The 23,818-nt window shown below is 63.2% G+C and carries 24 protein-coding genes and 2 pseudogenes; 14 read left to right on the forward strand and 12 right to left on the reverse strand.

Translation table 11 applies throughout. The features are described from left to right. The 6 genes and pseudogenes from C5L10_RS32610 to C5L10_RS32635 form a co-directional block, all read right to left on the reverse strand. Window positions 1-117, reverse strand: a pseudogene (locus C5L10_RS32610) (SAM-dependent methyltransferase); the annotation flags it as partial. 223 nt (window positions 118-340) lie between these two features. Further along, window positions 341-1,063, reverse strand: coding sequence for an enoyl-CoA hydratase/isomerase family protein (locus C5L10_RS32615; RefSeq protein WP_172717310.1), 723 nt, complete (start codon window positions 1,061-1,063; stop codon window positions 341-343). 10 nt (window positions 1,064-1,073) lie between these two features. Then, window positions 1,074-3,425 (reverse strand): xanthine dehydrogenase family protein molybdopterin-binding subunit, encoded by a 2,352-nt coding sequence (locus tag C5L10_RS32620; RefSeq protein WP_105433096.1) that lies wholly within the window; start codon window positions 3,423-3,425, stop codon window positions 1,074-1,076. Between the two features lie 274 nt (window positions 3,426-3,699). Continuing rightward, a complete protein-coding gene (locus C5L10_RS32625; protein ID WP_105433097.1) occupies window positions 3,700-4,479 on the reverse strand; it encodes an alpha/beta fold hydrolase in 780 nt (259 codons plus the stop codon). A 14-nt stretch (window positions 4,480-4,493) separates the two neighbouring features. Next, the gene (locus tag C5L10_RS32630; RefSeq protein ID WP_105433098.1) at window positions 4,494-5,618 is read right to left on the reverse strand and encodes an LLM class flavin-dependent oxidoreductase; all 1,125 of its coding nucleotides are present in this window, start codon (window positions 5,616-5,618) and stop codon (window positions 4,494-4,496) included. Between the two features lie 67 nt (window positions 5,619-5,685). Then, window positions 5,686-6,297 (reverse strand): NADPH-dependent FMN reductase, encoded by a 612-nt coding sequence (locus C5L10_RS32635; RefSeq protein ID WP_105433099.1) that lies wholly within the window; start codon window positions 6,295-6,297, stop codon window positions 5,686-5,688. A 198-nt stretch (window positions 6,298-6,495) separates the two neighbouring features. Here C5L10_RS32635 and C5L10_RS32640 point away from each other — a divergent pair, with 198 nt between their 5' ends. Further along, complete coding sequence (locus C5L10_RS32640) at window positions 6,496-7,203, forward strand: GntR family transcriptional regulator (RefSeq protein WP_105433100.1); 708 nt, start codon at window positions 6,496-6,498, stop codon at window positions 7,201-7,203. 53 nt (window positions 7,204-7,256) lie between these two features. Here the strand turns inward: C5L10_RS32640 and C5L10_RS32645 are convergent, their stop codons facing one another. From C5L10_RS32645 to C5L10_RS32655, 4 genes are all read right to left on the reverse strand, one after another. After that, window positions 7,257-7,928 carry a spermidine synthase gene (locus C5L10_RS32645; RefSeq protein WP_105433101.1) on the reverse strand — a complete coding sequence of 224 codons (672 nt, stop codon included), beginning with the start codon at window positions 7,926-7,928 and terminating at the stop codon, window positions 7,257-7,259. Window positions 7,929-8,037: 109 nt separating this feature from the next. Beyond that, on the reverse strand, window positions 8,038-8,223 hold the full coding sequence (locus C5L10_RS34090) for a hypothetical protein (RefSeq protein ID WP_172717311.1): 186 nt from the start codon (window positions 8,221-8,223) through the stop codon (window positions 8,038-8,040). 404 nt (window positions 8,224-8,627) lie between these two features. Further along, on the reverse strand, window positions 8,628-9,788 hold the full coding sequence (locus tag C5L10_RS32650; protein ID WP_105433102.1) for an LLM class flavin-dependent oxidoreductase: 1,161 nt from the start codon (window positions 9,786-9,788) through the stop codon (window positions 8,628-8,630). After that, entirely contained in the window at window positions 9,785-10,519 is a 735-nt protein-coding gene (locus tag C5L10_RS32655; protein WP_245448358.1) for an alpha/beta fold hydrolase, read from the reverse strand. The genes C5L10_RS32650 and C5L10_RS32655 overlap by 4 nt, the downstream gene beginning before the upstream one ends. A gap of 443 nt (window positions 10,520-10,962) precedes the next feature. On the opposite strand from C5L10_RS32655, the gene C5L10_RS32660 reads away from it, so the two are divergent. The 6 genes from C5L10_RS32660 to C5L10_RS32685 all read left to right on the forward strand — a co-directional run bounded on the left by C5L10_RS32660 (window position 10,963) and on the right by C5L10_RS32685 (window position 19,404). Then, complete coding sequence (locus tag C5L10_RS32660; protein WP_105433104.1) at window positions 10,963-11,754, forward strand: SDR family NAD(P)-dependent oxidoreductase; 792 nt, start codon at window positions 10,963-10,965, stop codon at window positions 11,752-11,754. A gap of 138 nt (window positions 11,755-11,892) precedes the next feature. Then, window positions 11,893-13,356, forward strand: a complete 1,464-nt coding sequence (locus C5L10_RS32665) for an NAD-dependent succinate-semialdehyde dehydrogenase (protein ID WP_105433116.1) — start codon at window positions 11,893-11,895, stop codon at window positions 13,354-13,356. 47 nt (window positions 13,357-13,403) lie between these two features. After that, complete coding sequence (locus C5L10_RS32670) at window positions 13,404-15,104, forward strand: thiamine pyrophosphate-requiring protein (RefSeq protein ID WP_105433105.1); 1,701 nt, start codon at window positions 13,404-13,406, stop codon at window positions 15,102-15,104. A gap of 12 nt (window positions 15,105-15,116) precedes the next feature. Next, on the forward strand, window positions 15,117-16,346 hold the full coding sequence (locus tag C5L10_RS32675; RefSeq protein ID WP_105433106.1) for an alpha-hydroxy acid oxidase: 1,230 nt from the start codon (window positions 15,117-15,119) through the stop codon (window positions 16,344-16,346). Window positions 16,347-16,375: 29 nt separating this feature from the next. Beyond that, window positions 16,376-18,031 carry a thiamine pyrophosphate-requiring protein gene (locus C5L10_RS32680; RefSeq protein WP_105433107.1) on the forward strand — a complete coding sequence of 552 codons (1,656 nt, stop codon included), beginning with the start codon at window positions 16,376-16,378 and terminating at the stop codon, window positions 18,029-18,031. Then, complete coding sequence (locus tag C5L10_RS32685) at window positions 18,028-19,404, forward strand: FAD-binding oxidoreductase (protein WP_105433108.1); 1,377 nt, start codon at window positions 18,028-18,030, stop codon at window positions 19,402-19,404. The genes C5L10_RS32680 and C5L10_RS32685 overlap by 4 nt, the downstream gene beginning before the upstream one ends. Window positions 19,405-19,427: 23 nt before the next feature. Here the strand turns inward: C5L10_RS32685 and C5L10_RS32690 are convergent, their stop codons facing one another. Continuing rightward, window positions 19,428-19,931, reverse strand: a complete 504-nt coding sequence (locus C5L10_RS32690; protein WP_105433117.1) for a hypothetical protein — start codon at window positions 19,929-19,931, stop codon at window positions 19,428-19,430. Window positions 19,932-20,093: 162 nt separating this feature from the next. On the opposite strand from C5L10_RS32690, the gene C5L10_RS32695 reads away from it, so the two are divergent. The 7 genes from C5L10_RS32695 to C5L10_RS32725 all read left to right on the forward strand — a co-directional run bounded on the left by C5L10_RS32695 (window position 20,094) and on the right by C5L10_RS32725 (window position 23,614). Further along, window positions 20,094-20,357 (forward strand): AbrB/MazE/SpoVT family DNA-binding domain-containing protein, encoded by a 264-nt coding sequence (locus C5L10_RS32695; protein WP_105433109.1) that lies wholly within the window; start codon window positions 20,094-20,096, stop codon window positions 20,355-20,357. Beyond that, window positions 20,357-20,728 carry a type II toxin-antitoxin system PemK/MazF family toxin gene (locus C5L10_RS32700; protein ID WP_105433110.1) on the forward strand — a complete coding sequence of 124 codons (372 nt, stop codon included), beginning with the start codon at window positions 20,357-20,359 and terminating at the stop codon, window positions 20,726-20,728. The genes C5L10_RS32695 and C5L10_RS32700 overlap by 1 nt, the downstream gene beginning before the upstream one ends. 64 nt (window positions 20,729-20,792) lie before the next feature. Then, complete coding sequence (locus C5L10_RS32705) at window positions 20,793-21,167, forward strand: GFA family protein (RefSeq protein WP_105433111.1); 375 nt, start codon at window positions 20,793-20,795, stop codon at window positions 21,165-21,167. Window positions 21,168-21,226: 59 nt separating this feature from the next. Beyond that, window positions 21,227-21,646, forward strand: coding sequence for an HD domain-containing protein (locus tag C5L10_RS32710; protein ID WP_105433112.1), 420 nt, complete (start codon window positions 21,227-21,229; stop codon window positions 21,644-21,646). A gap of 76 nt (window positions 21,647-21,722) precedes the next feature. Next, complete coding sequence (locus C5L10_RS32715; RefSeq protein ID WP_105433113.1) at window positions 21,723-22,505, forward strand: SDR family NAD(P)-dependent oxidoreductase; 783 nt, start codon at window positions 21,723-21,725, stop codon at window positions 22,503-22,505. A 157-nt stretch (window positions 22,506-22,662) separates the two neighbouring features. Continuing rightward, window positions 22,663-22,896: a hypothetical protein gene (locus C5L10_RS32720; protein WP_105433114.1), complete on the forward strand. Its 234-nt coding sequence runs from the start codon at window positions 22,663-22,665 to the stop codon at window positions 22,894-22,896. 160 nt (window positions 22,897-23,056) lie between these two features. Then, window positions 23,057-23,614: an isochorismatase family protein gene (locus C5L10_RS32725; RefSeq protein WP_105433115.1), complete on the forward strand. Its 558-nt coding sequence runs from the start codon at window positions 23,057-23,059 to the stop codon at window positions 23,612-23,614. 6 nt (window positions 23,615-23,620) lie between these two features. On the opposite strand, the pseudogene C5L10_RS32730 reads toward C5L10_RS32725, so the two are convergent. Next, a pseudogene (locus C5L10_RS32730) lies at window positions 23,621-23,818 on the reverse strand (ABC transporter ATP-binding protein); the annotation flags it as partial.

Genomic DNA, 23,818 nt, shown 5'->3' on the forward strand with positions numbered 1-23,818 from the left:
CCGGAACAGGCCGAGATGGTCGCCAAGCACGACAAGAACGCCGGACACGCCAGCGCCGAGATCGCCCACCAGCCGACCGACAAGTGCATCGAGTTTCTGCATATCAGGTTCCTGCATGGCACCCTCCCTAGATACGCCAGCCCCAGCCCGATGTGTTTTAGCCAAAGCGATCCTACGCCGGTGCCGCACCCGGTCAATGAAGCATTCGGACTAGACGGCCGATCAGAAGGCTTAACACCCCGAGGCATGGCGGCATTCTCTGCCGAACTCCGCATCCCTTCTCCCCAACGGGAGAAGGTGCCGGTATGTCGATGGAGGGGATCCTGGCTGCGGATCTATCTCAGCGGAACTTTTCCGCCGTCGCCACGCAGTTGATCAGCGCCGCCAGTTCCTTGCGTGAGGCGAAAGAAGTTTCCGGGCTCATCGAGAGGAAAGCCTTGATGCCGCGCACGGTCGGCACCGAGTTCTTCTCGAGCTGGCCGACGACGCGACCCACTTCCGCGTCGATACCAGCGTCGGCGACGGTGATGCCGACGATGCCAAGCATTTTTGCTTCCGTCGCGGGGATCACATCGCGGGTGAAGACCATGCGGGCGAGCGTGGCGCGGGAAACCCGGTCGGCGAGCGCATTCAGCACCAGCGTCGGGGCGATGTCGTGGTTCATTTCCGGCACCTGGAAGGTGGCGCTTTCGGCGGCGACCGCGACGTCAGCAAGCGCGGCGATGGCGCAGCCGACGCCCGCGGCCCTGCCGCGGATGGCGGTGATAAACGGAACCGGGATTTCGCGCAGCACTTCATAGAAATCGAGAACCGGATCGGAAATCGCGGTGCGCAGGTCGAGCGCGGTGGCGCGAGAACCGGCGGCCGGCATGGCGGCGCTGCGCCCGGTGCAGAAATCGCCGCCCTTGGCGTTCATCAGCACGACGCGGGTTTCCGGCGACAGGGATTTCAGCGCGGCGGTGATGGCCTGTGCCATCTCGGGCGTCAGCGCATTGCCCTTGTCGGGACGGTTGAGAGTGATCTCGAGGACGTTCCCCCGGGTATTGATCAGGACGTCGGACAATGCTTTCTCCTCAGGCTTCTTGTTTGGCTTTTGCCGCCCGGATGGCTTCCCAGATCCGGGAGGGCGTTGCCGGCATTTCGATATGAGTGACGCCGAGATCGGCAAGCGCATCGGTGATGGAGTTGATCGTCACGCCGAGCGACGGTGTCGTACCACCCTCGCCGCCCGGACGGAAACCGAGCGGATGGCTTTTCGCCGGCACTTCGCTGATATGGGTGTCGAAACTCGGGAAATCGGAAGCACGCGCCACCTGGTAGTCCATGAAGGTAGCCGACAGGTTCTGGCCGGTCTCCTGGTCGTAATTCGACCATTCGAACAGCGCCTGGCCGACCCCCTGGACGATGCCCCCATGGGTCTGGCCGTCGACGATCATCGGGTTCAGCGCCTTGCCGACATCGTCGACGGTCGAATAGCGCGGGATATGGAAGAAGCCGGTTTCCGGATCGATCTCGATCTCGCAGACCGCAGCGCCATAGGGATAGGCAAGCCCGTGGGTGGTTTCGTCGGACATCGCCGCAAGCAGCCCGCGCAACTCGTCCGGCAGGCCGAGATCGTTTTCCGCGGCCTGCGCCGCCTCGAACAGGCTGACGACGCCGTTCGATCCGCGGGCGCGAAAATGGCCGTCGGTGAAGTCGATCTCTTCCGGCGCGACATTCAGCATGAAAGCGGCGATCCTGCGGCCGCGTTCGATGATCTCGGCAGTCGCCTTGTGCATGACGATGCTCGCGAAGCGCAGCGAGCGTCCGGAATGCGAACCGCCGCCGACCGAGACGAAATCCGTATCGCTGGCGCGAATCTGCACGACCTCGTGGGAAACGCCGAGGAAGGACCCGACCAGCTGGGCGAATGCCGTCTCGTGCCCCTGCCCGGTGTTCTGGGTGCCGATCACGACGTCGACGATGCCGGCGGTCGGATCGACGGTGATTTCGGCGCGCTCGCGCGGCACGCCGCTGGTGCCCTCGATATAGTTGGAGAGGCCGATGCCGCGATACATACCGCGTTTGCGGGCCTCTGCGCGGCGCGCCTCGAACCCCTTCCAGTCGGCCATGTCGAGCACCTTGTCCATGCAGCCGATATAGTCGCCATTGTCGTAGACGACGCCCATCGGGTTGGAATAGGGAGAGGCCTCTTCCGGAATCATGTTGATGCGCCGCAGCTCCACCCGGTCGAAACCGAATTTGCGGGCTGCAAGGTCGATCATCCGCTCGATAATGTACATGGCCTCGGGGCGCCCGGCGCTGCGGTAGGGGATGGTCGGCACGGTATTCGACATCGCCGCGCGGAATTCCACATGCGCGACCGGCACCCGGTAGAGGCTGGTCATCAGCTGGATGCCCTTGTTGAGGGGCGTGTAGGACACCGTATGGGCGCCGATATTGCTGGTATTGACAGAATGGAACGCGAGGAACTTGCCGTTTTCGTCGAGCGCCAGCCTGGCCTTCACATGCAGGTCGCGGCCCTGGAAATCCGACAGGAAGGCCTCGATGCGCTCCGCCTGGTGTTTGACCGGCCGGCCGGTGAGCTTGGCGGCGTAAGGCAGCAGCACGAATTCCGGATAGGTGGCGTTGCGGGTGCCGAAATTGCCGCCGACATCGCGGGGCGCGACGACGCGCACGAAGGCCATGTCGACGCCGAGAGACGCCGCGATCTGCTCGCGCATCATCACGACGCCATGGCCGCCGGAGGCGTGGATGGTAAACTTGCCGGTCTCCGGATCGTATTCGGCGGCGGAGGACCGCGGCTCCATGTGGACACCGGTGACACGTTGCGCCCAGCTGGTGAATTCGAGGACATGAGCGGCCTTGGCGAAAGCCTCCTCAGTGCCGGCCTTGTCGCCGACTTCGCCATCCATCGCCTTGTTGCGCGGCACGTGGTCCCAGAGTTGCGGCGCGCCCTCTTCCAGAGCGTCGACGCCGCGCACGACGGAGGGCAGCTCCTCCCAGTCGATCTCGATCGCCTCGGCGGCATCCTTGGCGAGATTGGTGCTCTCGGCGATCACCATGGCGACCGCCTCGCCGACGAAACGAGCCCTGTCGGTCGGCAGCGCCTGGTGCTGGGTGCGGGCGCGCTCTGTGCCGTCATAGTTCTTGATGCGGATGTCGGAGCCGAATTGCGAACTGCCGATCGCATGCGGGATCGGCGCGATGCCGGCTGCAACGATATCCTCGCCGGTCAGGACGGCGAGCACGCCCGGCATGTCGCGGGCGGCGGACGTGTCGATGCTGCGGATGATCGCGTGCGCATGCGGCGAGCGCACGAAGGCGGCATAGACCGTGTTTTCGAATTTGAGGTCGTCGGCATACTGGCCCTTGCCGGTGATCAACCGGTTGTCTTCCTTGCGCCTGACGTCTTCGCCGATCATGCCATTCCTCCCATTCACATCGTCCCACATATCCCGGACGACGGCATTCCGCATGCGGCTCTTGGGCCTTCCTGAAGCGAAACGCAAATCAATTCATAATAGACATATTATATCCGTCAATGTTGAAAATCATGACGTTCGGAAATTGGCCTGGAAATGCTTTCCCTTTCGACGACGGCCCGAGCGCGATGGAAACGAGGGAAGTGCAAAAGGCTTGCAAGTAAAAAGGCCCAGACCGGGGTCTGGGCCAAGGCTCCCTGGGAAGGGAATGGCGTCAGGCGGCCTCCGGCCCCTGGTTGAGCACATATCCGGGGCCGCGCTTGAGGAAGTCGGTCCACAGCCGCAACGTGCGCTCCGGCTGGTCGACCTCGATCGAATGGGCGGCGTCGAAAATGAAGGCCCGCTGCGAGGTCGGGATATTGCGCTTCAGGTAGGCGCCGGCCTCTGCCGGTACGACCTTGTCTTCGGTGCCGAGCAGGATCAGCGTCACCGCCTCGATCGAGGGAAGGCGAGGACTGAGTGCCTCGTCGACCTGGACATTGTTGGCGAGGCGCTCGTAGGTGCGGCCGTTGGCAGCCATGACGTCCGGCGATTTCGGCGCCGACTTGATCTTCTGCGGGTGGGCGTAGAGCGCCTTGAAACGCGCGTTCGGATCGGCAGGCAAACCGCCCTTGCCCTCGAAGCGAAAGCCGGCCGGCACACCGAGGATCAGGTGGTCGACCATTTTCGGGTGTTCGGCGGCAAGCCATAGGGCCGACCAGCTGCCGAAGGACGAGCCGATCACGTCGAACCGCGGGCCGACCAGCTTTTCGGCGAATTCGGCGACCATGGCCACCCAGTCCCGCACCGTCTTCAGGCTTTCGTTCGGCTCGGTGCCGTCGAAGCCCGGGCAGATCGGCGCAAAGACCGTGTGGTTGCCGGTCAGCGCCTTGAGCGGCTCCGTCAGCATCACGCCGCCGGCAGCATGCAGGTAGACAACCGGCTGCCCCGTGCCGCCGACATGATAGGAGAGCCTGCCGCCGGAAAGCTCGATCGTCTTCAATTCAAAGCTCATGGGTCAAACTCCTCCTACAGGCCAGCCACTTCGGGGGCGACGCGGTCGCGGAACAGTTCCATGCCGCGGCGAACGACGCTGCCCGGCATGTTGCCGACCTTGATCGTCAGGTTCAGCAGGCCGCAATCGAGTTCCTGACGCAGGCGCTTGATCTGTTTGATGACCGATTGGGGGCTGCCGCAGATGATCGAACCGGCTTCGATCTGTTCGTCCACCGTGCGACCACGCAGCGTTGCGAGGCGCTTCTGGAAGTTTTCGCCGGCATCGGCCTCGGTGTAGTAGCGGCTCTGTCCGAGCACGAGCTGCTGGGCGGAGCGCTGCGGGCGCATCAGCGTCTGGTGGAAATAGGTCTGGGCGGCCGCCATGTGGTGCCTGGCCTCCTCATCCGTGTCGGCGATGCAGATCTGCTGGCCGACCAGGATATCGTCCGGCGTCGGCTCCCAGCCGTAGGAGCGGGCGGTCTTCTTGAAATTTTCGACGGCGGCCTTGGCGATCGACAGGTCCTGGATCAGCGTGATGCCCATGATCGCGCGCATCTTGGCGACGAACTCGGCCGATTCCGCGTTGCTGGCGGACATCAGGATGCGCGGATGCGGCTTCTGGATCGGCTTCGGCCAGATCGAGATGGCCGGGAACTGATAATGCTCGCCTTCCCAGCCGAACGGCTCGTCCTCGGTCCAGCACTTGATGATCAGCTCGGTGGCTTCACGCAGCCGGCTGCGGGATTCGCTCGGCGGGATGTTGTAGGCAATGTATTCGTGCGGGATGCCGCGCAGGAAGCCGGCGATCAGGCGGCCGCCGGACATGACGTCGATCATTGCATATTCTTCGGCGACGCGGACCGGGTTCAGCAGCGGCAGCAGGTTGCCGACGATCGCGATCTTCGCCTTGGATGTCTGGCGGGCAAGTGCGCCGGCGATCAGGTTTGGGTTCGACATCAGGCCGTATGGGCTGAAATGGTGCTCGTTGCAGCCCACCCAGTCGAAACCGTAGTTCTCCGCGTCGACCATCTCGTCGATATATTCGTTATACAGCGCCTGGATGCGGGTGCTGTCGATCCCGTGCGTGCTGACCGGCCATTCATGCGGCAGCTTGTCGTAATCGGGATAAGGCATCAGGTGGAAGAAGTTGAACTTCATGGAAAGCTCCGCTGGGACCGTCGCCGGACGAAGGCAAACGGATCCTACGACGAGGATTGAAATTGGATCAGTTGCTGGCGACGAGGCGCGGCGCGACGTCGTCGACGCGGCTGGCCATCGCCATTTCGGCAAAGCTGACGACCTGCGAAGCGACGATTTCGAGCGGCTGGGCAACCTCGCGGCGAGCCGGCTTGCCGTCGACGAAAGGTTTCTCGTTGGATTTGATGGTCGCCGCGTAAGGGGTCGGCCAGCCGCGCAGCGCGTGCACGATCGAGCGCAGGCCGATCAGCGTTGCGCCGAGCGCCTGGTCGCCGGCGGCGCAGACGATGCATCCGACGGCGCGGCCGTCGAAATAGGAGCGCACGTCTCCCCGCATGTCTTCCGTATAGTCGATGGCGTTCTTGATCGTGCCGGACATGCCGCCGTGATAGCTCGGCGTTGCTATGATGATGCCGTCGGCACGGCGAAGCGACTGGAGCAGGCGAAGCGCGGCCGGCGTGCGGTGCGTGACGCCCGGGTCGAAAAGTGGCAGCTCGAGTTCTGCACCGCAGATGAGGTCGATTTCCGCGCCGGCCTTTTCGGCAGCCGCGAGACAATAGCGCAGCGCGAGTTCGGAGCTCGAACCGGGGCGCTGGGTCCCGCCGATACCGACGATAAAGGGCTTGCGGGTCTGCGTCATAGGTCTCCTCCTTCGGCCGAAGCCGATTGCCATGTCAGGCGCCTCAAGGAGAAATTTGTATACCTTTGAAGTGAAAGTCAAGGATTTTATGCCTCACGAAAGCCATTGCCCATAAACTGGTATACACTTTTTGTCGATTGGCCTCGGCGGATGGTTTGTCGTAGTCTCCTCCATCATCAAGAAGGATCAGGTGACGGCTTGACGAACGAGACAACCAGAGACGGAGCCAAGGATGGGGCGACGCAGAGCGCCGTCGAAACCGCCTATCTTCGCATCCGGCACCTGATCCTCACCGGCGAGATGCGCTCCGGCGACAAGCTGCTCGAAAACCAGCTCGCCGTCGCGATCGGCGTTTCCCGCACGCCGATCCGCGAGGCTTTGAACCGGCTGAATGCCGAGGGCCTCGTGGTGCTGGAACGTTACCGGCGGGGGATCGTCGCGGATTTTTCGCTCGACGACGCGGTCGAGATCTTTCGGCTGCGTGCCATTCTCGAAGGTCATGCGACCAGCCGCGCCGCCACCCGCATTTCGGAAGCCGACCTGCAGCGACTGCAGGAGCTGGAACGGCTGATGGAGACCCAGTTCGATGAACTCGGCTGGAACCAACATCTCGAAGGGTTCGACAAGCTCAACGGGGAATTCCACGCGGTGATCGCCGCTGCCGCCGAAAGCCCGCGGCTTGAAAAGATCCTCGCCTCTTCGCTGGAACTGCCGGCCTCGATCTTCAACCGCTATTCGGAGCCGGTGGAGGTGCGCACGCGCCGCACCCACGCCCAGCACCGGGAAATCCTCGCGGCGCTCAAGGCCCGCAATCCCGAATGGGCGCAGGCGGCGATGAACGCCCATCTCTTCTCGCTTTTGCCGACCGCTTCGGGCTCGCTGGAGCATGAAGACGGGGCGAAATGAGATGCGAGCCCCGCTTTCGTTGAAGCTCCCGCAGACCGGCCGTTGCTGATCTGCTACCGGTTGGTGGCCATCCACAGGACGTGCCTTCCGCCGCGCTTGCCGTTGGCGCGCACGTAAACTTCCTCGGTGGCAAATCCGACATCCCGCAGCCGGCGGGTAAAGCCGGCGTCCGGCGCCGACGACCAGACGGCCAGGACGCCGTTGTCGCGCAGCGCAGCCTTGGCGGCCCGAAGCCCGGCGTGGTTATAAAGGCTGTCGTTGGAAGCGCGCGTCAGCCCGTCGGGGCCATTGTCGACATCGAGCAGGATGGCATCGTAAGCGGCGTTGCGCGACCGGATCAGTGCCCCGACATCACCGACATGAATATCGACACGCGGATCGTCGAGCGTGCCCTTGTGAAATTCCGCCATCGGCCCGCGCGCCCACTCGACCACGGCCGCAACCAGTTCCGCGACCGTGACCCTGGCATTGTCCGGCAGGGCTCCCAGCGCCGCCCGCAGGGTAAACCCCATGCCGAGGCCGCCAATCAGCATGTGGGGATTTTTCCCGCCGGCAATCCGCTCGCAGGAGAGCGTCGCCAGCGCCTCTTCCGAACCGCTCAGCCGGCTGTTCATCAGTTCGGTCGAGCCGAGCATGATGGAAAATTCGGCCCCGCGCTGCTTCAGGCGCAGTTCGCCACCCTCGCCGGGAATGGTTGCGCGGTCAAGCTGGATCCAGGGAAGCATCGGCCTATCTCGTCGTCTCGTGTGGAACGCCTCCTAACACAGACGCTGCGGGGAAAACACCGGACTGTCGATGGCCGGCGAAAAATCCGCCTTGCTGACGATGGTGAATTCATTCCGATGGCAGTTTTGGGACAGGCTCCGCAATACCCGGTCTGGAACAGGCCGACAGCGGCGGAATTGTCAGCGCCTGGATCAGCACAAAAGCGAGCTCTTCGAGTTCGCCATCGGTAAACTCTGAATAATCGTCTTTGGTCGGAAGATTATCCGAGCACCCATCGTTGTTTTTTGGATTCATGTCTCGCCCCAGCCCGCGGCGAACATGCATGAAATTTTGTAAATAGCATCACCTTTTAGATGCTGTGCTGCAAAATAAAAAGGCCCGCGCCTTTTCCCCCTGCGCGGGCCTCTCCTAAGACGTAACCTCTTCTACGCTCGACTTAGGAGAATGGTATTGTACTCCCGACTGCAAAGTCCTCAATTCGTCCAAAAGACCTAGCACAAGGGGTATAGCCCCGAGGGGAGCGGCCGGCTTTTGGGGCGCCGGCCGCTAAGACCGCAGCGACTGGGGGGTGACAATTGTGCGGTCCTGCGCCTCAAATGACGACAATCGCGATCGCACATCAAGATGAACCTTGGGTGGTATGACTACGCCCAAAGGCTTCATAGCCTTGTCAAAATCATCTATTCGGCCCCCCCTCGTCAGGCCACCCGCCTGGCCGTCACGTTGCGCAGATATGGCATAACCTCCTTGGAGTAGATCTCCATGTTCTTGCGGGTTAGCTCGGCCGGCAGGGTACCGAACTGGAGAAGCGTCAGCAGATGGCCGAAGCCGATCTGAGCCTGGTATTCTTCCAACTTTTCGCGCACCGTCGCCGGGCTGCCGCAGATGAACTTGCCCTCTTCGATGACACTGTCGATCGTCTGCTTCATCGAATGGCCGGCCTTGGCCGACATCGCCCCGACCATCGACTTCACCGAGGTGTAGCCAGGCGGCAGCAGCATCTCCATCGGCATGCGCAGGAATTTCTGCAGGAAGGCTTCGATATGGTCCTTGGCCTCCCTGCGGGCGATCTCGTCGGTCTCGGCGACGTAAAGCGGCAGCGACCAGCCGAGCTGGTCCTCGGTCGCCTCGTAGCCGTAACCGGCCGCAACGTCCTTATACATCTTCATGTAGCGGGCGACGGTCGCGACCGAGGCGAAGGTCTGAAGATAGGTATATTTGCGGTCCGGGTGGGCGGCCCATTCGATCGTTTCGCTGGAACCCTGGCTCGGGATCCAGATCGGCGGATGCGGATTGTCCTGGTAGACCCGCGGCCAGACGTTCACGTATTCGAAATTGTAATGCTTGCCTTCGAAGACGCTCGGACCCGGTTGCGTCCAGGCCTGCAGGATCAGGTCGTGTGCTTCCTGGAACCGTTCGTGGCTGAAGGCCGGGTTGACGCCCCAGGAGTGGTATTCGGCGCCGATGCCGCGCACCATGCCGGCGATCAGGCGGCCGCCGGTGATGTTGTCGACCATCGCGAATTCTTCTGCCACGGTCAGCGGGTTGTTGAGGAGCGGCAGCGCCCGGCCGAGAATGGCGATCTTGACGTTCTTGGTGCGGCGGGCGAGCGCGCCGGCCATGACGCCCGGGATCGGCATCAGGCCATAGGCGTTCGAATGGTGTTCGTTGACGCAGATGCCGTCGAAACCGAGCTGGTCGGCATATTCGAGCTCGTCAAGGTAACGGTTGTAGAGCTGGTGGCCCTTCTTCGGGTCGTAATAGGTATTCGGCAGGGTGACCCAGGCGGAATTGTGCTTCTCGTCATAGGACAGATCGAGATCCGCATAGGGCATCAGGTGCATGAAGTAGAATTTCATCGCGTAACCTCCCCGATGAAGCCATTGACCAGTTCGACGAAACGGTCTGCCTTTTCGATCTGCGGCAGATGTCCGCAGTTCTCGATGATCTCGAGCCGCGAATTGGGAATGAGGTCGCGCCAGGCCGGTGCGTAACCGACCGGCATTGCCTTGTCGTTGTCGCCCCAGACGATCAGCGTCGGCACGGACACGCGGTGCAGCCACTTGTGGAGGTCCGGATTGAGGAACCGCGGCTCCCAGGCGAGCTTGGCCGAGGTCAGCTTGTTCCTGAGAAGGATTTCCATCCCTTCCCTCGACGGCGGCGGGGTCGCCAGCATCGCTTCCGCAAACGCCTGGTCGTGGAAGAGGTTGCGGGCAGTCTCCTCCGGGTTCCACATGAACACGTCACCCTTGCGCACGCCCTTCACCCGAATGCCGGCAGGCGCCACGACGGTCAGGGAGCCGAGTTTTGCCGCATTACGGATGGCGATCTCGGCCGCCAGCCAGCCCCCGATCGACGTGCCGACGAGGTTGACCTTTGCAAGGCCGAGATGGTCGATGACATCCAGATAAAAGAAGGCGAGGTCGGAAATGTTGTCCAGCCATTCGGGACTGTCGGAGGCGCCGAAACCCGGATGTTCCGGCACGATCACCTCGTGGGTTTCGGAGAGCTTGTCCATGAAGGGCAGCCAGCGCGAGGCGCCGCTTGCACCATGCAGGAACAGCAGCGGAGCGCCCCTGCCCCCCCGCATAAGCCGGATCCTCGTTCCGGTGACGGTTTCAAAGTTTTCGGTAAAGCTCATCGGTGTTTCACCCTCCCCGGGACCTGACAACCGTTAAGGCGGGCGCTCCTCGGCACCCGCGAATGGCGGCAATCTGTATAACCTTTTGGGGAGCGTCAATATGATTCTGTCAAATTTTGATTGATAATAGCAAATTTGTAACTTGCATCTTGGGAAATTGCATACAAGGTTGGGGCTGAATGGAGGGGTGATTTCGCTCGACCAGGCGCGGGCGATCATTCGTCCACCCCTCATCCGGCTGCCGCCACCTGCTCCCCGTTCTGACGGGGAGAAGGTATATACCGCACCGTCGCCGCTCGCCCTCGCCCCGCGTGCGGGGAGAGGGTCGCCGAGCGTACGGAGGCGGGGTGAGGGGCTGCCACGGCGCCCGCGAGACTATAGGGAGGACAAAAATGCAGGCCGAAGAACTCTTCGATCTCAAAGGCCAGGTAGCGATCGTGACGGGCGCCGCGAGCGGCCTGGGACTTGCCATCACCAAGACGCTGGCGGCCAACGGTGCGCATGTGGCGTTGCTCGATCTCGACGCCGAGGCGCTTGCCGCCGCCTATCAATGGCTGAACGGCCAGGGTTTTTCCGCCGAGAGTCATCGGGTCGACGTCTCCGACAGCGCGAGCCTGCGCAACACCATCGACGGCATTGCGCAAAAGCGCGGACACCTCGATATCCTCGTTGCCAATGCCGGCATCAGCGGCGGCCCGAATTCCCGTACCGAGGCGGGCGCCATCGAGAATGTCAGTGACGATCTGTGGAACCGGGTGGTGGACGTGAACCTCACCGCCACCTTCGTCGCCATCCAGTCCGCCGCAAAGCACATGAAGAAGCAGAAAAGCGGCCGCATCGTCGCGATCGCCTCGATTGCCGGCATGCGGGGTGATCCAATGACCGGTTACGCCTATGCGTCCAGCAAAGGCGCCGTCGTCAACCTCGTCAAGCAGGCCTCCTGGGAGCTGGCGCCCTATAACGTGCTCGTCAACGGCATCGCGCCGGGCCCGTTCCGCACCAATATCGCCGGCGGCCGCATCCGCGAGCCGGAGGTGGAAAAGGCCTTCGCCGACACCGTGCCGCTCGGTCGCATCGCCGAGACGGACGAGATCATGGGTCTCGCCCTGCTTTTGGCATCGAAGGCATCGAGTTTCATGACCGGAGCGGTAATCCCGATCGATGGCGGTACGGTGGCTATTTGAGGCGACGTAAAGTCGGAATTGACAATATCAGGCTCCCTGCTTTATCCCCTTGCAGTGGACGAGGACGCCGGGTTTGAGAAAAGCCCGAAATTGACGAATGCCAAACGCACTCGTCTAATGAAATCGGAGGAGACGACCATGACCATCGCGACCAATCCAGCCCGCTCGTCCGACGCTTACCAGTCCGCGCGTCTCCTGATCGACGGCGCCTGGCTGGAGAATGGCGACCGCAAGACGCAGCCGCTGATCAACCCGGCGACCGAAAAAGCGATCGGCGTGGTGCCGCATGCGACGGCACAGGATCTCGACCGGGCGCTCGCAGCCGCCAAACGCGCCTTTCCGCTGTGGCGCGCGACGAGCCCGCGCGAACGCGGCCGCATCCTGAAGCGCGCTGCACAGCTGATGCACGACCGACAGGACGAGATCGCCACACTTGCAACACTCGAAATGGGCAAGCCGATCGCCGAAGCGCGGCTGGAGACCCATTTCGCCACGGAAGAAATGGAGTGGTTCGCCGAGGAAGGCCGCCGCACCTACGGCCGCGTCATTCCCGGGCGGATCGGCGAAACCCGCTTTCAGGTGGTCAAGGAACCGGTCGGCCCGACCGCCGGTTTTTCGGCGTGGAATTTCCCGGTCGGCAACGCCGCCCGCAAGATGGGTTCGGCGCTCGCTGCCGGCTGCACGATGATCTACAAACCCGGCGAAGAGGCACCGGCGTCTGCCGCCGCCGTCGCCCAGTGCCTTATCGATGCGGGCGTCCCGGCCGGCGTCATCGCCGTCGTCTACGGCGTGCCTGATTTCATCTCGCGCCACCTGCTCGCCTCGCCGATCATCCGCAAGATCTCGTTTACCGGCTCGGTCCCGGTCGGTCAGCACCTCATTCGGTTGGCTTCGGAAAGCCTGAAGCGCACCACGATGGAACTCGGCGGCCATGCACCGGTGCTCGTTTTCGACGACGCCGACCAGACCGCGGCGCTCGACATGTCGGTACAGCGCAAATATCGCAACGGCGGCCAGGTCTGCGTTTCGCCAACCCGTTTCTATGTCCAGGACAAGTCCTATGACGCCTTCTGCGCCGGCTTTGCGGAGCGTGCCGCGAAGATCACGATCGGCGACGGCCTCGATCCGGCGACCGGCATGGGACCACTGGTCCACGGCCGCCGGCGTGACGCAATCGAGGCGCTGGTGCAGGATGCCACCGCCAAGGGCGCCAAGCTGCTCGCGGGCGGCCATCGCATCAACAACGAGGGCTTTTTCTATGCCCCGACGGTTCTTGCCGACGTGCCGAGCGATGCGCGGGTCATGAGCGAGGAGCCATTCGGCCCGGTCGCCGTGCTCAACCGCTTCTCGGATTTCGACGATGCGGTCACCAAGGCGAACGAACTGCCCTACGGCCTTGCGGCCTATGCCTTCTCGAATTCGCACAAGACCATCGCAAAACTTTCCGACGCGCTGGAAGCGGGCATGGTCGGCATCAACTCCTTCAATATATCCATGCCGGAAACGCCGTTCGGCGGGGTGAAGGCCAGCGGCCACGGTTCCGAAGTCGGGATCGAGGGCGTCGATGCCTACATGGTCACCAAGACGATCAGCATTACCTGAGGACGAGTTCCCGGCGGGTTTTCAAGAATTTCCACAAGGATTGCAGCATGAAACACGAAAAACCGACCGGCACCTTCGCCGCCGAAGCTGTCCTGACCCACATGAAGGCCGCCGGCATCGATGTCCTGTTCGCCAATGGCGGCACCGATTTCCCGTCGATCATCGAGGCCTTTGCCCGCCAGTCCGAAACCGGCCTGAAGATGCCGGAAGCACTGGTCATCCCGCATGAGGGTGTCGCGGTCGGCATGGCGCACGGCTATTATCTGATGACATCAAGACCGGCCGGCGTCATCGTCCACGTCAATGTCGGGCTTGCCAATTCGGTCATGGGCCTGATCAACGCCCGATCAGAAAACGTGCCGGTGATGATGTTCTCCGGCCGTACGCCGATTACCGAACATGGCCGTTTCGGCTCGCGTTCCTCGCCGATCCACTGGGGCCAGGAAATGTTCGACCAGGGCGGCATGGTCCGCGAAGTGGTCAAATGGGACTATGAACTGCGTTACCCGGAACAGGCGGGCATCGTCATCGACCGCGCCATGAGCATCGCCATGAGCGAGCCGCGGGGCCCGGTCTATCTGAGCCTGCCGCGCGAGGCGCTGGCCGAAGGTGCGGAAGTCGAGATCAGCCACCGCTCGACGGTCACCCCGACCACCTACGGCCCGGCCGACCCGGAATTGGTCGCTCAGGCTGCCGACCTGCTCGCCAAGGCAAAAAACCCGCTGATCATCACCCAGAGCCCGGAACTCGCTCCGGATTTCGAGCCGCTCGCCGGCTTCGTCGAGAAGTTCGCGCTGCCGACAATCGAGATGTGGGCAACCCGCCTGGCGCTACCGAGCGACCACCCGATGATGATCGGCCGCGACTCGACCCAGGTCCTGAAGGAAGCCGATGTCGTGGTCGTGATCAATGCCGCGGTGCCCTGGATCTCAGACCATACGGACATAGCCGAAGGCGCCAAGGTCATCGCCATCGGTCCGGATCCGCAGCATGGCCGCGTACCGATCCGCAGTTTTCCGATCGACATCGCGCTTGCTGGCGGCATCAACAAGACGATCGCGGCGCTTGCCGCGGCGATGGCCGAGCGCGTGCCGGTTTCGGAAACCTTCTCCGAGCGCCGCGAAAAATGGGCGAAGATCAAGGTGGCCCAGGCCGAGGCCGCCGACAAACGCGCCGCCATGGGCGACGGTTCGCCGATGACGCCAGCCTATGTCAGCCGCTGCATCTCCGATGTCCTGGACGACAGGACGACTGTCGTGAACGAACTCGGCATCGATCCCTCGGTCATGAGCTTCAAATACCCGAAATCCTACTTCTCGACGCCGCTGTCCGGCGGTCTCGGCTTCGGCCTGACGGCAGCGCTCGGTGCCCAGCTCGGGGACCGCAGCCGGCAGGTGATCGCCACGATCGGCGACGGTTCCTACATGTTCGCCAATCCGGTCGCCTGCCACCAGACGGCGACTGCGCTGAAACTGCCGCTGCTGACGGTCGTCTTCAACAACGGCATCTGGAACGCCGTGCGCCGCTCGACGCTCTACATGTATCCGGACGGAAGTGCTGCGACCGCCAACACCATGCCGATCACCGCGCTCGATCCGGCTCCGGACTACGCGGCCGTCGCCCGCGCCCATGGCGCCCATGCCGAACGCGTCGAGACCGGCGCCGACCTGCCGGCGGCGCTGCAGCGGGCACTGGCCGCAACCAGGAGCGGCCAGCAGGCCATGATCGAAGTCATGGTTTCCTACTAGGAGGCGCCGGACATGGGGGGAGCCAGGAAGGACACAAGGACAACAGAGACGCTGGAGGAACTCCGCCGGCGTTATCCGATGGTCGGCGATCTGGAGAAACGGGCGAAATGGCGCATTCCCCGTTTCGCCTACGAATTCCTCCAGGGCGGCGCCGGCGACGAGACCGGCCTCAACCGCAACCGGACCGCCCTGCAGGCGGTCGAGATCGTGCCGCGCTATGGCCTGGACGTGTCCACCGTCGATACCTCGGTGGAGCTCTTCGGCCACCGTTATGCTGCCCCGATCGGCATCTCGCCGATCGGCTTCGACGGCATGATGTGGCCAGGCGCCACCGAACAGTTCGCCAAGGCCGCCCAGGCCCACAACATCCCCTATCTGGTCGGCACGCTCGCCTGCGCGACGATCGAAAAAGTCGTGGCATGGGCGCCGGATGTCACTTGGTTCCAGCTCTACCCAATGGCGCCGAACAATCATCAATACAGTCTCGAAATGACTGATCGCGCCCGCATTGCCGGCGCCAAGGTGCTGGTCGCGACGCTCGATGTGCCGGTGCGCGCCAAGCGCCCGCGCGATCTTCGCAACGGCCTCACCATGCCTTTCAAGCTGACGCCGAAGACGATGATCGCAGCGGCGATGGCTCCTTTCTGGCTGGATGCGATCCGCCGCAAGGGCATGCCGACCTTCGCCAACATGGCAGGTTTTGCCGGCGCGCCGGACCGCGTCACCACCTCCGCCTTCGTGCAGAAACATATCGGCGGCGGCTTCCCATGGGAGCAGATCGCCCGCCTGCGTGACAAGTGGACCGGACCGATGATGGTCAAGGGCGTGATGCACCCGGCTGATGCCGAAAAGGCACTGGAACTCGGCTTGAACGGCGTGGTCGTTTCCAACCATGGCGGCCGCCAGTTCGATGCGGCGCCCGCGACCATTGACGTCCTGCCGGAAATTGCCCGAACCGTGGGCACCCGTGCTACGGTGCTGTTCGACAGCGGCGTCGTCTCCGGCGTCGACATGGCGCGCGCAATTGCCTGTGGCGCCCATTCCTCCTTTGCCGGCCGCGCCTTCATGCTCGGCCTTGCGGCACTCGGAGACCGTGGCGCCGCCCATATGGCGCAGGCCTTCATCGAGGAATACCGCATCACGCTCGGCCAGAGCGGGCTATTGAACACCGAAGAGGCCCGCCGCGCGCCCGTGCGCCATCCCGGCGCCTGGACCGCGCAAGATTTCCAACCGCACCTCTAATCGACCATGTCTCAGGGGAGGAGAAACCCATGAAAGTTGCCGACGCCATCGTCGAAATCCTGAAGCGCGAGGGAATCGAGATCATTTGCGGTTACCCCGTGAACCACGTCCTCGAACATGCGGCCATGGGTGATATCCGCCCGATCATCGTGCGCCAGGAGCGCCACGGCCTGCATATGGCCGACGCCATGTCGCGCCTCTCGTCCGGCAAGACGATCGGCGTCTTTGCCATGCAGCTCGGACCGGGCACGGAAAACGCCTATGGCGGCATCGCCCAGGCATATTCGGAATCCGTGCCGCTGCTGGTGCTGCCGATGGGCTACGAGCGCCGTGTGGCGCATGTCGACCCGAACTACAATGCGACCCGCTCGATGCGCGACATCACCAAGTCCGCCGAGCCGATCACCTCGGCCGCCGAGATCCCGAACATTTTCCGCCGCGCGTTCTCCAAATTGCGCAATGGCCGCGGCGGCCCGGTTCTGGTCGAAATACCGAACGACATATGGCAGGACGAGGTGCCGGAACCGCTGAACTACCGGCCGGTTCTTTCCACCCGCTACGGGCCGGACCCGATCGCGGTGCGCAACGCCGTGGACCTGCTGCTCGCCGCCAAGCGGCCGATCCTCTATGCCGGCCAGGGCATTCATTACGCACAGGCCTGGCCGCAGCTGAAACAGCTCGCAGAGCTGCTGGCGATCCCGGTTTCCACCAGCCTCGAAGGCAAGAGCGCGTTTCCGGAAACCCACCCGCTGTCGGTCGGCGCCGGCGGGGCGGCGATCTCCAAGACCCTGCGCCATTTCCTCGATAGTTCCGACCTGGTCTTCGGCATCGGTTGCTCCTTCACCGAAACCGCCTTCGGCGTGCAGATGCCGCTCGACAAGACGGTCATCCACGCGACGCTTGATCCCGACCACGTCAACAAGGACATCGAAGCCAAGGTGGCGCTGGTCGGGGATGCGGCGCTGACGCTCGACGCGGTGCTTGCCGAACTCGAAGCCCGCAAGGTTTCTCGGCGCGACCATGCGGAAATCGCTGCCGAAATCGCCAAGGTGCAGGAGGAATGGCTTTCCGAATGGATGCCGAAGCTCACCTCCGACAGCAAGCCGCTGTCGCCCTATCGCGTGCTCTGGGACCTGCAGCACACCGTCGATATCGAAAACACCATCATCACCCATGACGCCGGGAGCCCGCGCGACCAGCTTTCACCGTTCTGGAAGTCGGTAAAGCCGCTCACCTATATCGGCTGGGGCAAGACGACCCAGCTCGGGTATGGCCTGGGCCTTGCCATGGGCGCCAAGCTGATGCATCCGGACAAGCTCTGCATCAATGTCTGGGGCGATGCGGCGATCGGCTTTACCGGCATGGATTTCGAAACCGCGGTGCGCGAGCGCCTGCCGATCCTGTCGATCCTGCTCAACAATTTCTCGATGGCGATGGAGCTGCCGATCATGAAGGTTTCGACGGAGAAATACCGCTCGACCGACATTTCCGGCGACTACGCCGCCTTTGCCCGGGCGCTCGGCGGTTACGGCGAACGCGTCACCGAGCCGAGCGAGATCATTCCGGCGATCAAGCGCGGCATCGAGCAGACGCAAAAGGGCGTGCCGGTCCTCCTCGAATTCATCACGACGCAGGAAATTGCCCGTTCGCGCTACCACCGCATGCTGACGGGTGAGAAAAAATGACCTCTCTGCAATCCACCTTCGACACCCTGAAACTCCACTTCGGCGACCGGCTTTCGACCACCGAAGCGGTGCGCGAGCACCACGGCCACGACATGTCCCGGCAGCCGACGCGGCTGCCGGATGCGGTGGTCTATGCCGAGAACGAGGGCGAGGTGGCGCGCGTCGTCTCAGCCTGTTTCGAGGGCGGTATTGCAGTGACCCCGTTCGCGGCAGGCTCGTCGATGGAAGGCCACACGATCCCGCTGAAGGGCGGCATCTCGCTCGATCTCACCCGCATGAACAAGATCGTCGCGGTCAACCACGAGGATTTCGACGTGCAGGTCGAGGCCGGCGTCACCCGCAAGCAGCTCAACGCCCATATCCGCGACACCGGCCTGTTCTTCCCCATCGATCCCGGCGCCGACGCTTCGCTCGGCGGCATGGCCTCGACGCGCGCCTCCGGCACCACGGCGGTGCGCTACGGCACGATGCGCGAAAACGTGCTGGCGCTGCGTGTCGTCACGCCGCAGGGCAAGATCATCACCACCGGCCGGCGGACGAAGAAGTCTTCCACCGGCTACGACCTGACCAAGCTTTATGTCGGCGCCGAAGGCACGCTCGGCGTCATCACCGAGGTCACCGTCAGGCTGCACCCGATCCCGGAAACCATCGCGTCTGCCGTCTGCGCCTTCGAGACGATGCGCGGCGCGGTGGAAGCCGTCGTCGCGACCATCCAGAGCGGAATCCCGGTCGCCCGGATCGAATTCCTAGACGAAGTGGCGGTCGAGGCCGCCAACCGGCATGCGGGCCTGACCCTGAAGCTCGCACCGACCCTGTTCCTGGAATTCCATGGCAGCCCGCGCTGGGTGGAAGAGCAATCGAACACGGTGCGCGAAATAGCCGGCGAGTTCGGCGGCTCGGACTTCCAATGGTCGACCCGCACCGAGGACCGCGAGCGGCTGTGGAAGGCCCGCCATGAAACGATCTATTCCAACCAGATGCTGCGCCCCGGCTGCAAGGCGTTTACAACAGACGTCTGCGTGCCGATCTCGCGGCTTGCCGAAGCGGTGCTTGCCGCCCGCGAGGACATCGACAAGTCCTTCGTCATGGGCAAGATCATCGGCCATGTGGGCGACGGCAATTTCCATGTCGGTTACCTGATCAAGCCGGAGATCCCGGAAGAACTGGCCGAAGCGGAACGCCTGGCCGAACGGCTCTATCAGCGCGCCATGGACATGGGTGGCACGTTCAGCGGCGAGCACGGGATCGGCATTTCCAAGCTCAAATATCTGCGCCGCGAACACGGCGACGCCGTCGACATGATGAACGCCATCAAGACGGCGATCGACCCGAAAGGCATCATGAACCCCGGCAAGCTCGGTCAGGTGGAATGAACGAATCCGCCGACGTCGGATGATTACCGGCTGAGGTCGATGCGGCTGGTCACCACCGATTTGCCGCTCGAAAGATCCTTGTCGACCGTTTGAAGCCTGAGGCGGTCGTCGCCGATCTTCTCGATCGTCATGTTGGCGACGCGATCCCCGTTGATCACCCTCGCCCAGCGGACGCCGAGATTGATCGCATTGCCGCGGCGATTGCCGGAAAGCACCGAAGGCTGGCCGGACGGTCCGAGATAGGTGCCGCTATAACCGTTTTGCGAAGCCTGCAGGTCGGCCGATATGCTGCGCCGGATGACCAGCAGGCCGCGGCAGTTTCCCTGCATCGACAGGGTAGCCGCCCCGGCCGTCGAGATGAAGCTGCAGGTGACGTTGATGGGGCTTGCCCCGATGCGGGTCAGAACCGTGCCCTTGCCGCTCCATTTGCCGGCAAGTGTTTTCAGGAAGTCCCCCTCGGCCGCCAGAGCCGAGCCCGGCGAAAAAGCGGCGGCGATAAACGCGGCGGAGACGAAAAATGAGCGCATGGCGACGATCCATCTGAATGCTCGCTTCGAACGCCGGCCGAGCCATTCGGTTCCATCTGGGATCCCGTGCCGCCATCGAGCGGCCCGGCGACGCGTAAAACCCACTTCGACCTTGCTGCCGCGCGCGAACATGCCACATATGTAGCACTTTCAGGAGCAAACATGCCGGTCACCACCAAGATCCGACGCCAAGGCGGTGCCGCGGTGATTACCATCCCGCCGACCCTGTTGAAGCTGATGCATACCGAAGTCGGCGATCAACTCACGCTCGACGTCGCCAATGGTGAATTGATCGCCCGTCCCGTCGAGAGCGGCCGCAAGCGTTACACCCTCAGCGAATTGCTGAAGGGGAGCGAGGCCATGGCGACGCTGAATACCGCGGTCGCCGATGCTCAGGAAGGCGATCCGATAGGGCACGAGATCTGATGATCCGCAGCAACCTGCCGCGGCGCGGCGATGTCTACTGGATCGACGCAAACCCCGTCGCCGGCCAGGAAATGAAGAACCGGCATCGTTTCGTCGTCGTCACGCCGATCAAGATCAACAGCCTGGGCGTCAGCATGACGGTGCCCATCACCACCGGTGGGGCCGTTATCCGCGATGTCGGTCTTGCGGTGGCGATCTCCGGCCATGACACGACCGGTGTCGCCGTTTGCAACCAGGTTCGCAGCTTCGACGTTCCCGCCCGCATCCAGCAGAAAACCGCGCAATATATCGAGACGCTGGACGAGGCGACGATGAATGAAATCGTCTCGCGCGTGGTCAGCGCCATCGACCCGGCACCTGAACCCGCCTGATCTCTTCCCTTCATCCTCCCCTGCCCTAACTGCATTTCCCGGGCGAGGAAGAAGGAGGAGAAGGATGATCATCCGGTCTGGAAGCTGCCTTTGCGGAAGCGTGCGGTATTCGGTGAAGGATGCGCCGCTCAGGATCGGGCTTTGCCATTGCGCCGATTGCCGCAAGGAAAGCGGCTCGAGCTTCGTCACGTTCGGCATCTGGCCGCGGCATGGCTTTGAGAGCACCGGCGAGGTCAAGTATTTCCATGGCCGCGGCTTCTGCCCCGAATGCGGTTCGCGCGTCTTCAACGAGAGCGACGGCGACGAGATCGAGATTCGCGTCGGATCGCTCGACATGGCGCCGACCGATCTCGAACCGGTCTACGAGATATGGGTGAAGCGGCGGGAGAACTGGCTGAGCCCGCTTCCTGTCCCTCAGTTCGAAGAAGATCGCAACTGACGCATTGTCGTCAGGCGCGGAGCCTATAGAGTGCCCCCGAGCGGACGGGAGACAGACAAATGTCGGAACTGATCGACAAGGCGATTGCCATCGCGACGCAGGCCCATCAAGGACAATCGTCGAAAACCGGCGGTCCGTTCATCGACCATGTCAGGCGCGTCGCCGAAACCGTGGCTGGCGAGGACGAAAAACAGGTTGCCTGGCTGCATGACGTGGTCGAGAAAGGTCCCGGCTGGACATTTGAGCGGCTGCGCGAAGAAGGCTTTTCCGAAGCCGTCGTCGATGCCGTGGACGCGATGAGCAAACGCGACGGCGAGGAATATTTCGCCTTCGTCCGCCGCTCGATCGAAAACCCGCTCGCCCGACCCGTGAAGCGCGCAGACCTCACCGACAATCTTGCACAAATGCGCCAGATGGGCGGCGACGGTTCGAAATTTGCGGAAGGCCTGCGCATCCTCAACGAGCGATATCCATCCTGATCCCGGGAACCTTGCGCCATCCCTTGCCGTTCGTTTTCGCACGGCAGAAGCCGCGATGTGACGACAGGATGGGCTCATGGAACTTCAGAATCAGGTGGCTCTGGTAACCGGGGCAGGTTCGGGCATCGGCAAGGCGGCGGCGATGAAACTCGCGGCGGAAGGCGCAAAGGTCGCCCTGCTCGGCCATACGAGAACCGACATCGACAAAACGGCCCAAGAGATCGAGAAGGCCGGCGCAGAAGCGCTGGTGCTCGAAGCCGACGTTTCCGACGAGAACCGGATGCGCGTGGCGGTCGATCAGCTTGCCGGAAAATTCGGGCGGCTCGACATCGTCGTCGCCAATGCCGGCATCAACGGCGTCTGGGCGCCGATCGATGACCTGAAGCCGGAAGAGTTCGACAGGACGATCGCCGTCAACCTGCGCGGCACCTATCTGACGCTGCATCTCACCGTGCCGCATCTGAAGGCGCAGGGGGCAGGCTCGATCATCGTCGTCTCCTCGATCAACGGCAACCGCACCTTCACGACACCTGGCGCCACCGCCTATACCGCCACGAAAGCCGCGCAGGTAGCGATGGTGCAGCAGCTGGCGCTGGAACTCGGCAAACACCACATCCGCGTCAACGCCGTCTGCCCCGGCGAGATCGAGACCAATATCGGCGACAACACCAAGCTCCGCCACGCGCAGGAAACTGCAATTCCGGTGGAATGGCCGGCGGGCCAGGTCCCGATCAGCGACGGCAGGCCGGGAAAAAGCGAGGACGTCGCCGAAGTCATCGCTTTCCTCGCCTCCAACCGCTCCCGGCATGTGACCGGCACCCCGATCTATGTGGACGGCGGACAGGGGCTGCTGAGATAGGATTGTTTTCCGGTTTGATCGGCACTACCGAAGGCAACCGTCGGGCTGGGAACCGCTCAGGTCAAAGTCCGACATAGGACTTCAGTCCCATGGCTTCAATGGAACCCCCTTCCTTGATCCGCGTTCATGTCGCGCAAAAGCTTGAGGAAACACCCCAATGAAGAACCTGCTTCTCGCATCGGCCCTGGCCATTTCTTCCATTCTCTCGGTGGCCGGCCCGTCGCACGCCGCGAGCGTCACTATTACCACCGATGAGCGGATCGCCCCGCGTCACACCGTCCGCGAAGCCTATCGTCCGTATCGTCCCCGCCATCGTGACTGCATGGTCAAGAAGGTGAAGACCCGCTACCACGGCCGTGTCGTCGTCAAGACCACCCGCGTCTGCCGCTGATCGCCAGATCACGAATGAGAAAGGGCGGCGATCGAGCCGCCCTTTCTCAGCCGAGCGGCCAGTTGACCTATGCCGCGGGTGATCGGGCCCTCAGCGCGAAGATATGGGTTGAAATCCGGACGGAATCGGGCAATTTCCGTGTCTTGAATGGAGGCCACCCATGTCCAGTCCATCAGCGGAAAAAGCGCCGGTCATCGTCATCGACCTGCAGACCAACATGTTCGACTGCCTTGTCGAGCCGCCTCTACACGAGGCGGATCTCTTGACTGAGCGGGCCCGAAAGGTGATCGAGTGGGCGCGGCGCGAAGGCCGGGCGATTGCCTTCGTGCGCCATGATGGGCCGCAGGGCGATCCGTTGGCGCCGGGAGAGCCGGGATGGCCCGTCTGGCCGAGGCTCGGCCAGCGCGACGACGAGCCGACCTTCTCCAAAACCGTCCGCGACTCCTTCAGCAACCCTGAACTTGGCGCATGGATCGAAAGCCAGGGCGCTCCCGCGGTGGTGATCCTCGGTGCCCAGACGGATTTCTGCATCGCCGGCACGGTGCAGGGCGCGATCGCGGCCGGGCTGAAGGTGACGGTGGTTTCCGACGCCCACAGCACGCTCGACCAGCCGCAGGAGAGCGCCGCCGCCATCATCCGCCGCTACAATGCCCAGTTCGCAAAGGCCGGCGTCAATCTGGTGACGACCGAGGCGCTGACCGGTTCGCCGGCCGCCTGACCGGCTCTAACCCAGTTCCAGCCGGCGGGTGATGCCGATCGCCTCGAGAAACACCTCGTCATGGCTGACGACCAGCAGCGCGCCGTCATAGGCGCGCAATCCGGCCTCGACCGCGGCGATGGAATCGATATCCAAATGGTTGGTCGGCTCGTCGAGGATCAGCAGCGACGGCGGTGCCAGTCCGCCGAGCACACAGGCAAGCCC

It is taken from the genome of Neorhizobium sp. T6_25 (assembly GCF_002968555.1).
In the GTDB taxonomy this organism is placed as follows: Bacteria; Pseudomonadota; Alphaproteobacteria; order Rhizobiales; family Rhizobiaceae; genus Neorhizobium.

What these genes read in the sequence shown, in the direction of transcription:
- C5L10_RS32620 (WP_105433096.1), bottom strand. Translation starts at nt 3,425, where the DNA reads ATGATCGGCGAAGACGTCAGGCGCAAGGAAGACAACCGGTTGATCACC.
- C5L10_RS32625 (WP_105433097.1), bottom strand. Translation starts at nt 4,479, where the DNA reads ATGAGCTTTGAATTGAAGACGATCGAGCTTTCCGGCGGCAGGCTCTCC.
- C5L10_RS32630 (WP_105433098.1), bottom strand. Translation starts at nt 5,618, where the DNA reads ATGAAGTTCAACTTCTTCCACCTGATGCCTTATCCCGATTACGACAAG.
- C5L10_RS32635 (WP_105433099.1), bottom strand. Translation starts at nt 6,297, where the DNA reads ATGACGCAGACCCGCAAGCCCTTTATCGTCGGTATCGGCGGGACCCAG.
- C5L10_RS32645 (WP_105433101.1), bottom strand. Translation starts at nt 7,928, where the DNA reads ATGCTTCCCTGGATCCAGCTTGACCGCGCAACCATTCCCGGCGAGGGT.
- C5L10_RS34090 (WP_172717311.1), bottom strand. Translation starts at nt 8,223, where the DNA reads ATGAATCCAAAAAACAACGATGGGTGCTCGGATAATCTTCCGACCAAA.
- C5L10_RS32650 (WP_105433102.1), bottom strand. Translation starts at nt 9,788, where the DNA reads ATGAAATTCTACTTCATGCACCTGATGCCCTATGCGGATCTCGATCTG.
- C5L10_RS32655 (WP_245448358.1), bottom strand. Translation starts at nt 10,519, where the DNA reads ATGCGGGGGGGCAGGGGCGCTCCGCTGCTGTTCCTGCATGGTGCAAGC.
- C5L10_RS32660 (WP_105433104.1), top strand. Translation starts at nt 10,963, where the DNA reads ATGCAGGCCGAAGAACTCTTCGATCTCAAAGGCCAGGTAGCGATCGTG.
- C5L10_RS32665 (WP_105433116.1), top strand. Translation starts at nt 11,893, where the DNA reads ATGACCATCGCGACCAATCCAGCCCGCTCGTCCGACGCTTACCAGTCC.
- C5L10_RS32670 (WP_105433105.1), top strand. Translation starts at nt 13,404, where the DNA reads ATGAAACACGAAAAACCGACCGGCACCTTCGCCGCCGAAGCTGTCCTG.
- C5L10_RS32675 (WP_105433106.1), top strand. Translation starts at nt 15,117, where the DNA reads ATGGGGGGAGCCAGGAAGGACACAAGGACAACAGAGACGCTGGAGGAA.
- C5L10_RS32680 (WP_105433107.1), top strand. Translation starts at nt 16,376, where the DNA reads ATGAAAGTTGCCGACGCCATCGTCGAAATCCTGAAGCGCGAGGGAATC.
- C5L10_RS32685 (WP_105433108.1), top strand. Translation starts at nt 18,028, where the DNA reads ATGACCTCTCTGCAATCCACCTTCGACACCCTGAAACTCCACTTCGGC.
- C5L10_RS32690 (WP_105433117.1), bottom strand. Translation starts at nt 19,931, where the DNA reads ATGCGCTCATTTTTCGTCTCCGCCGCGTTTATCGCCGCCGCTTTTTCG.
- C5L10_RS32695 (WP_105433109.1), top strand. Translation starts at nt 20,094, where the DNA reads ATGCCGGTCACCACCAAGATCCGACGCCAAGGCGGTGCCGCGGTGATT.
- C5L10_RS32700 (WP_105433110.1), top strand. Translation starts at nt 20,357, where the DNA reads ATGATCCGCAGCAACCTGCCGCGGCGCGGCGATGTCTACTGGATCGAC.
- C5L10_RS32705 (WP_105433111.1), top strand. Translation starts at nt 20,793, where the DNA reads ATGATCATCCGGTCTGGAAGCTGCCTTTGCGGAAGCGTGCGGTATTCG.
- C5L10_RS32710 (WP_105433112.1), top strand. Translation starts at nt 21,227, where the DNA reads ATGTCGGAACTGATCGACAAGGCGATTGCCATCGCGACGCAGGCCCAT.
- C5L10_RS32715 (WP_105433113.1), top strand. Translation starts at nt 21,723, where the DNA reads ATGGAACTTCAGAATCAGGTGGCTCTGGTAACCGGGGCAGGTTCGGGC.
- C5L10_RS32720 (WP_105433114.1), top strand. Translation starts at nt 22,663, where the DNA reads ATGAAGAACCTGCTTCTCGCATCGGCCCTGGCCATTTCTTCCATTCTC.
- C5L10_RS32725 (WP_105433115.1), top strand. Translation starts at nt 23,057, where the DNA reads ATGTCCAGTCCATCAGCGGAAAAAGCGCCGGTCATCGTCATCGACCTG.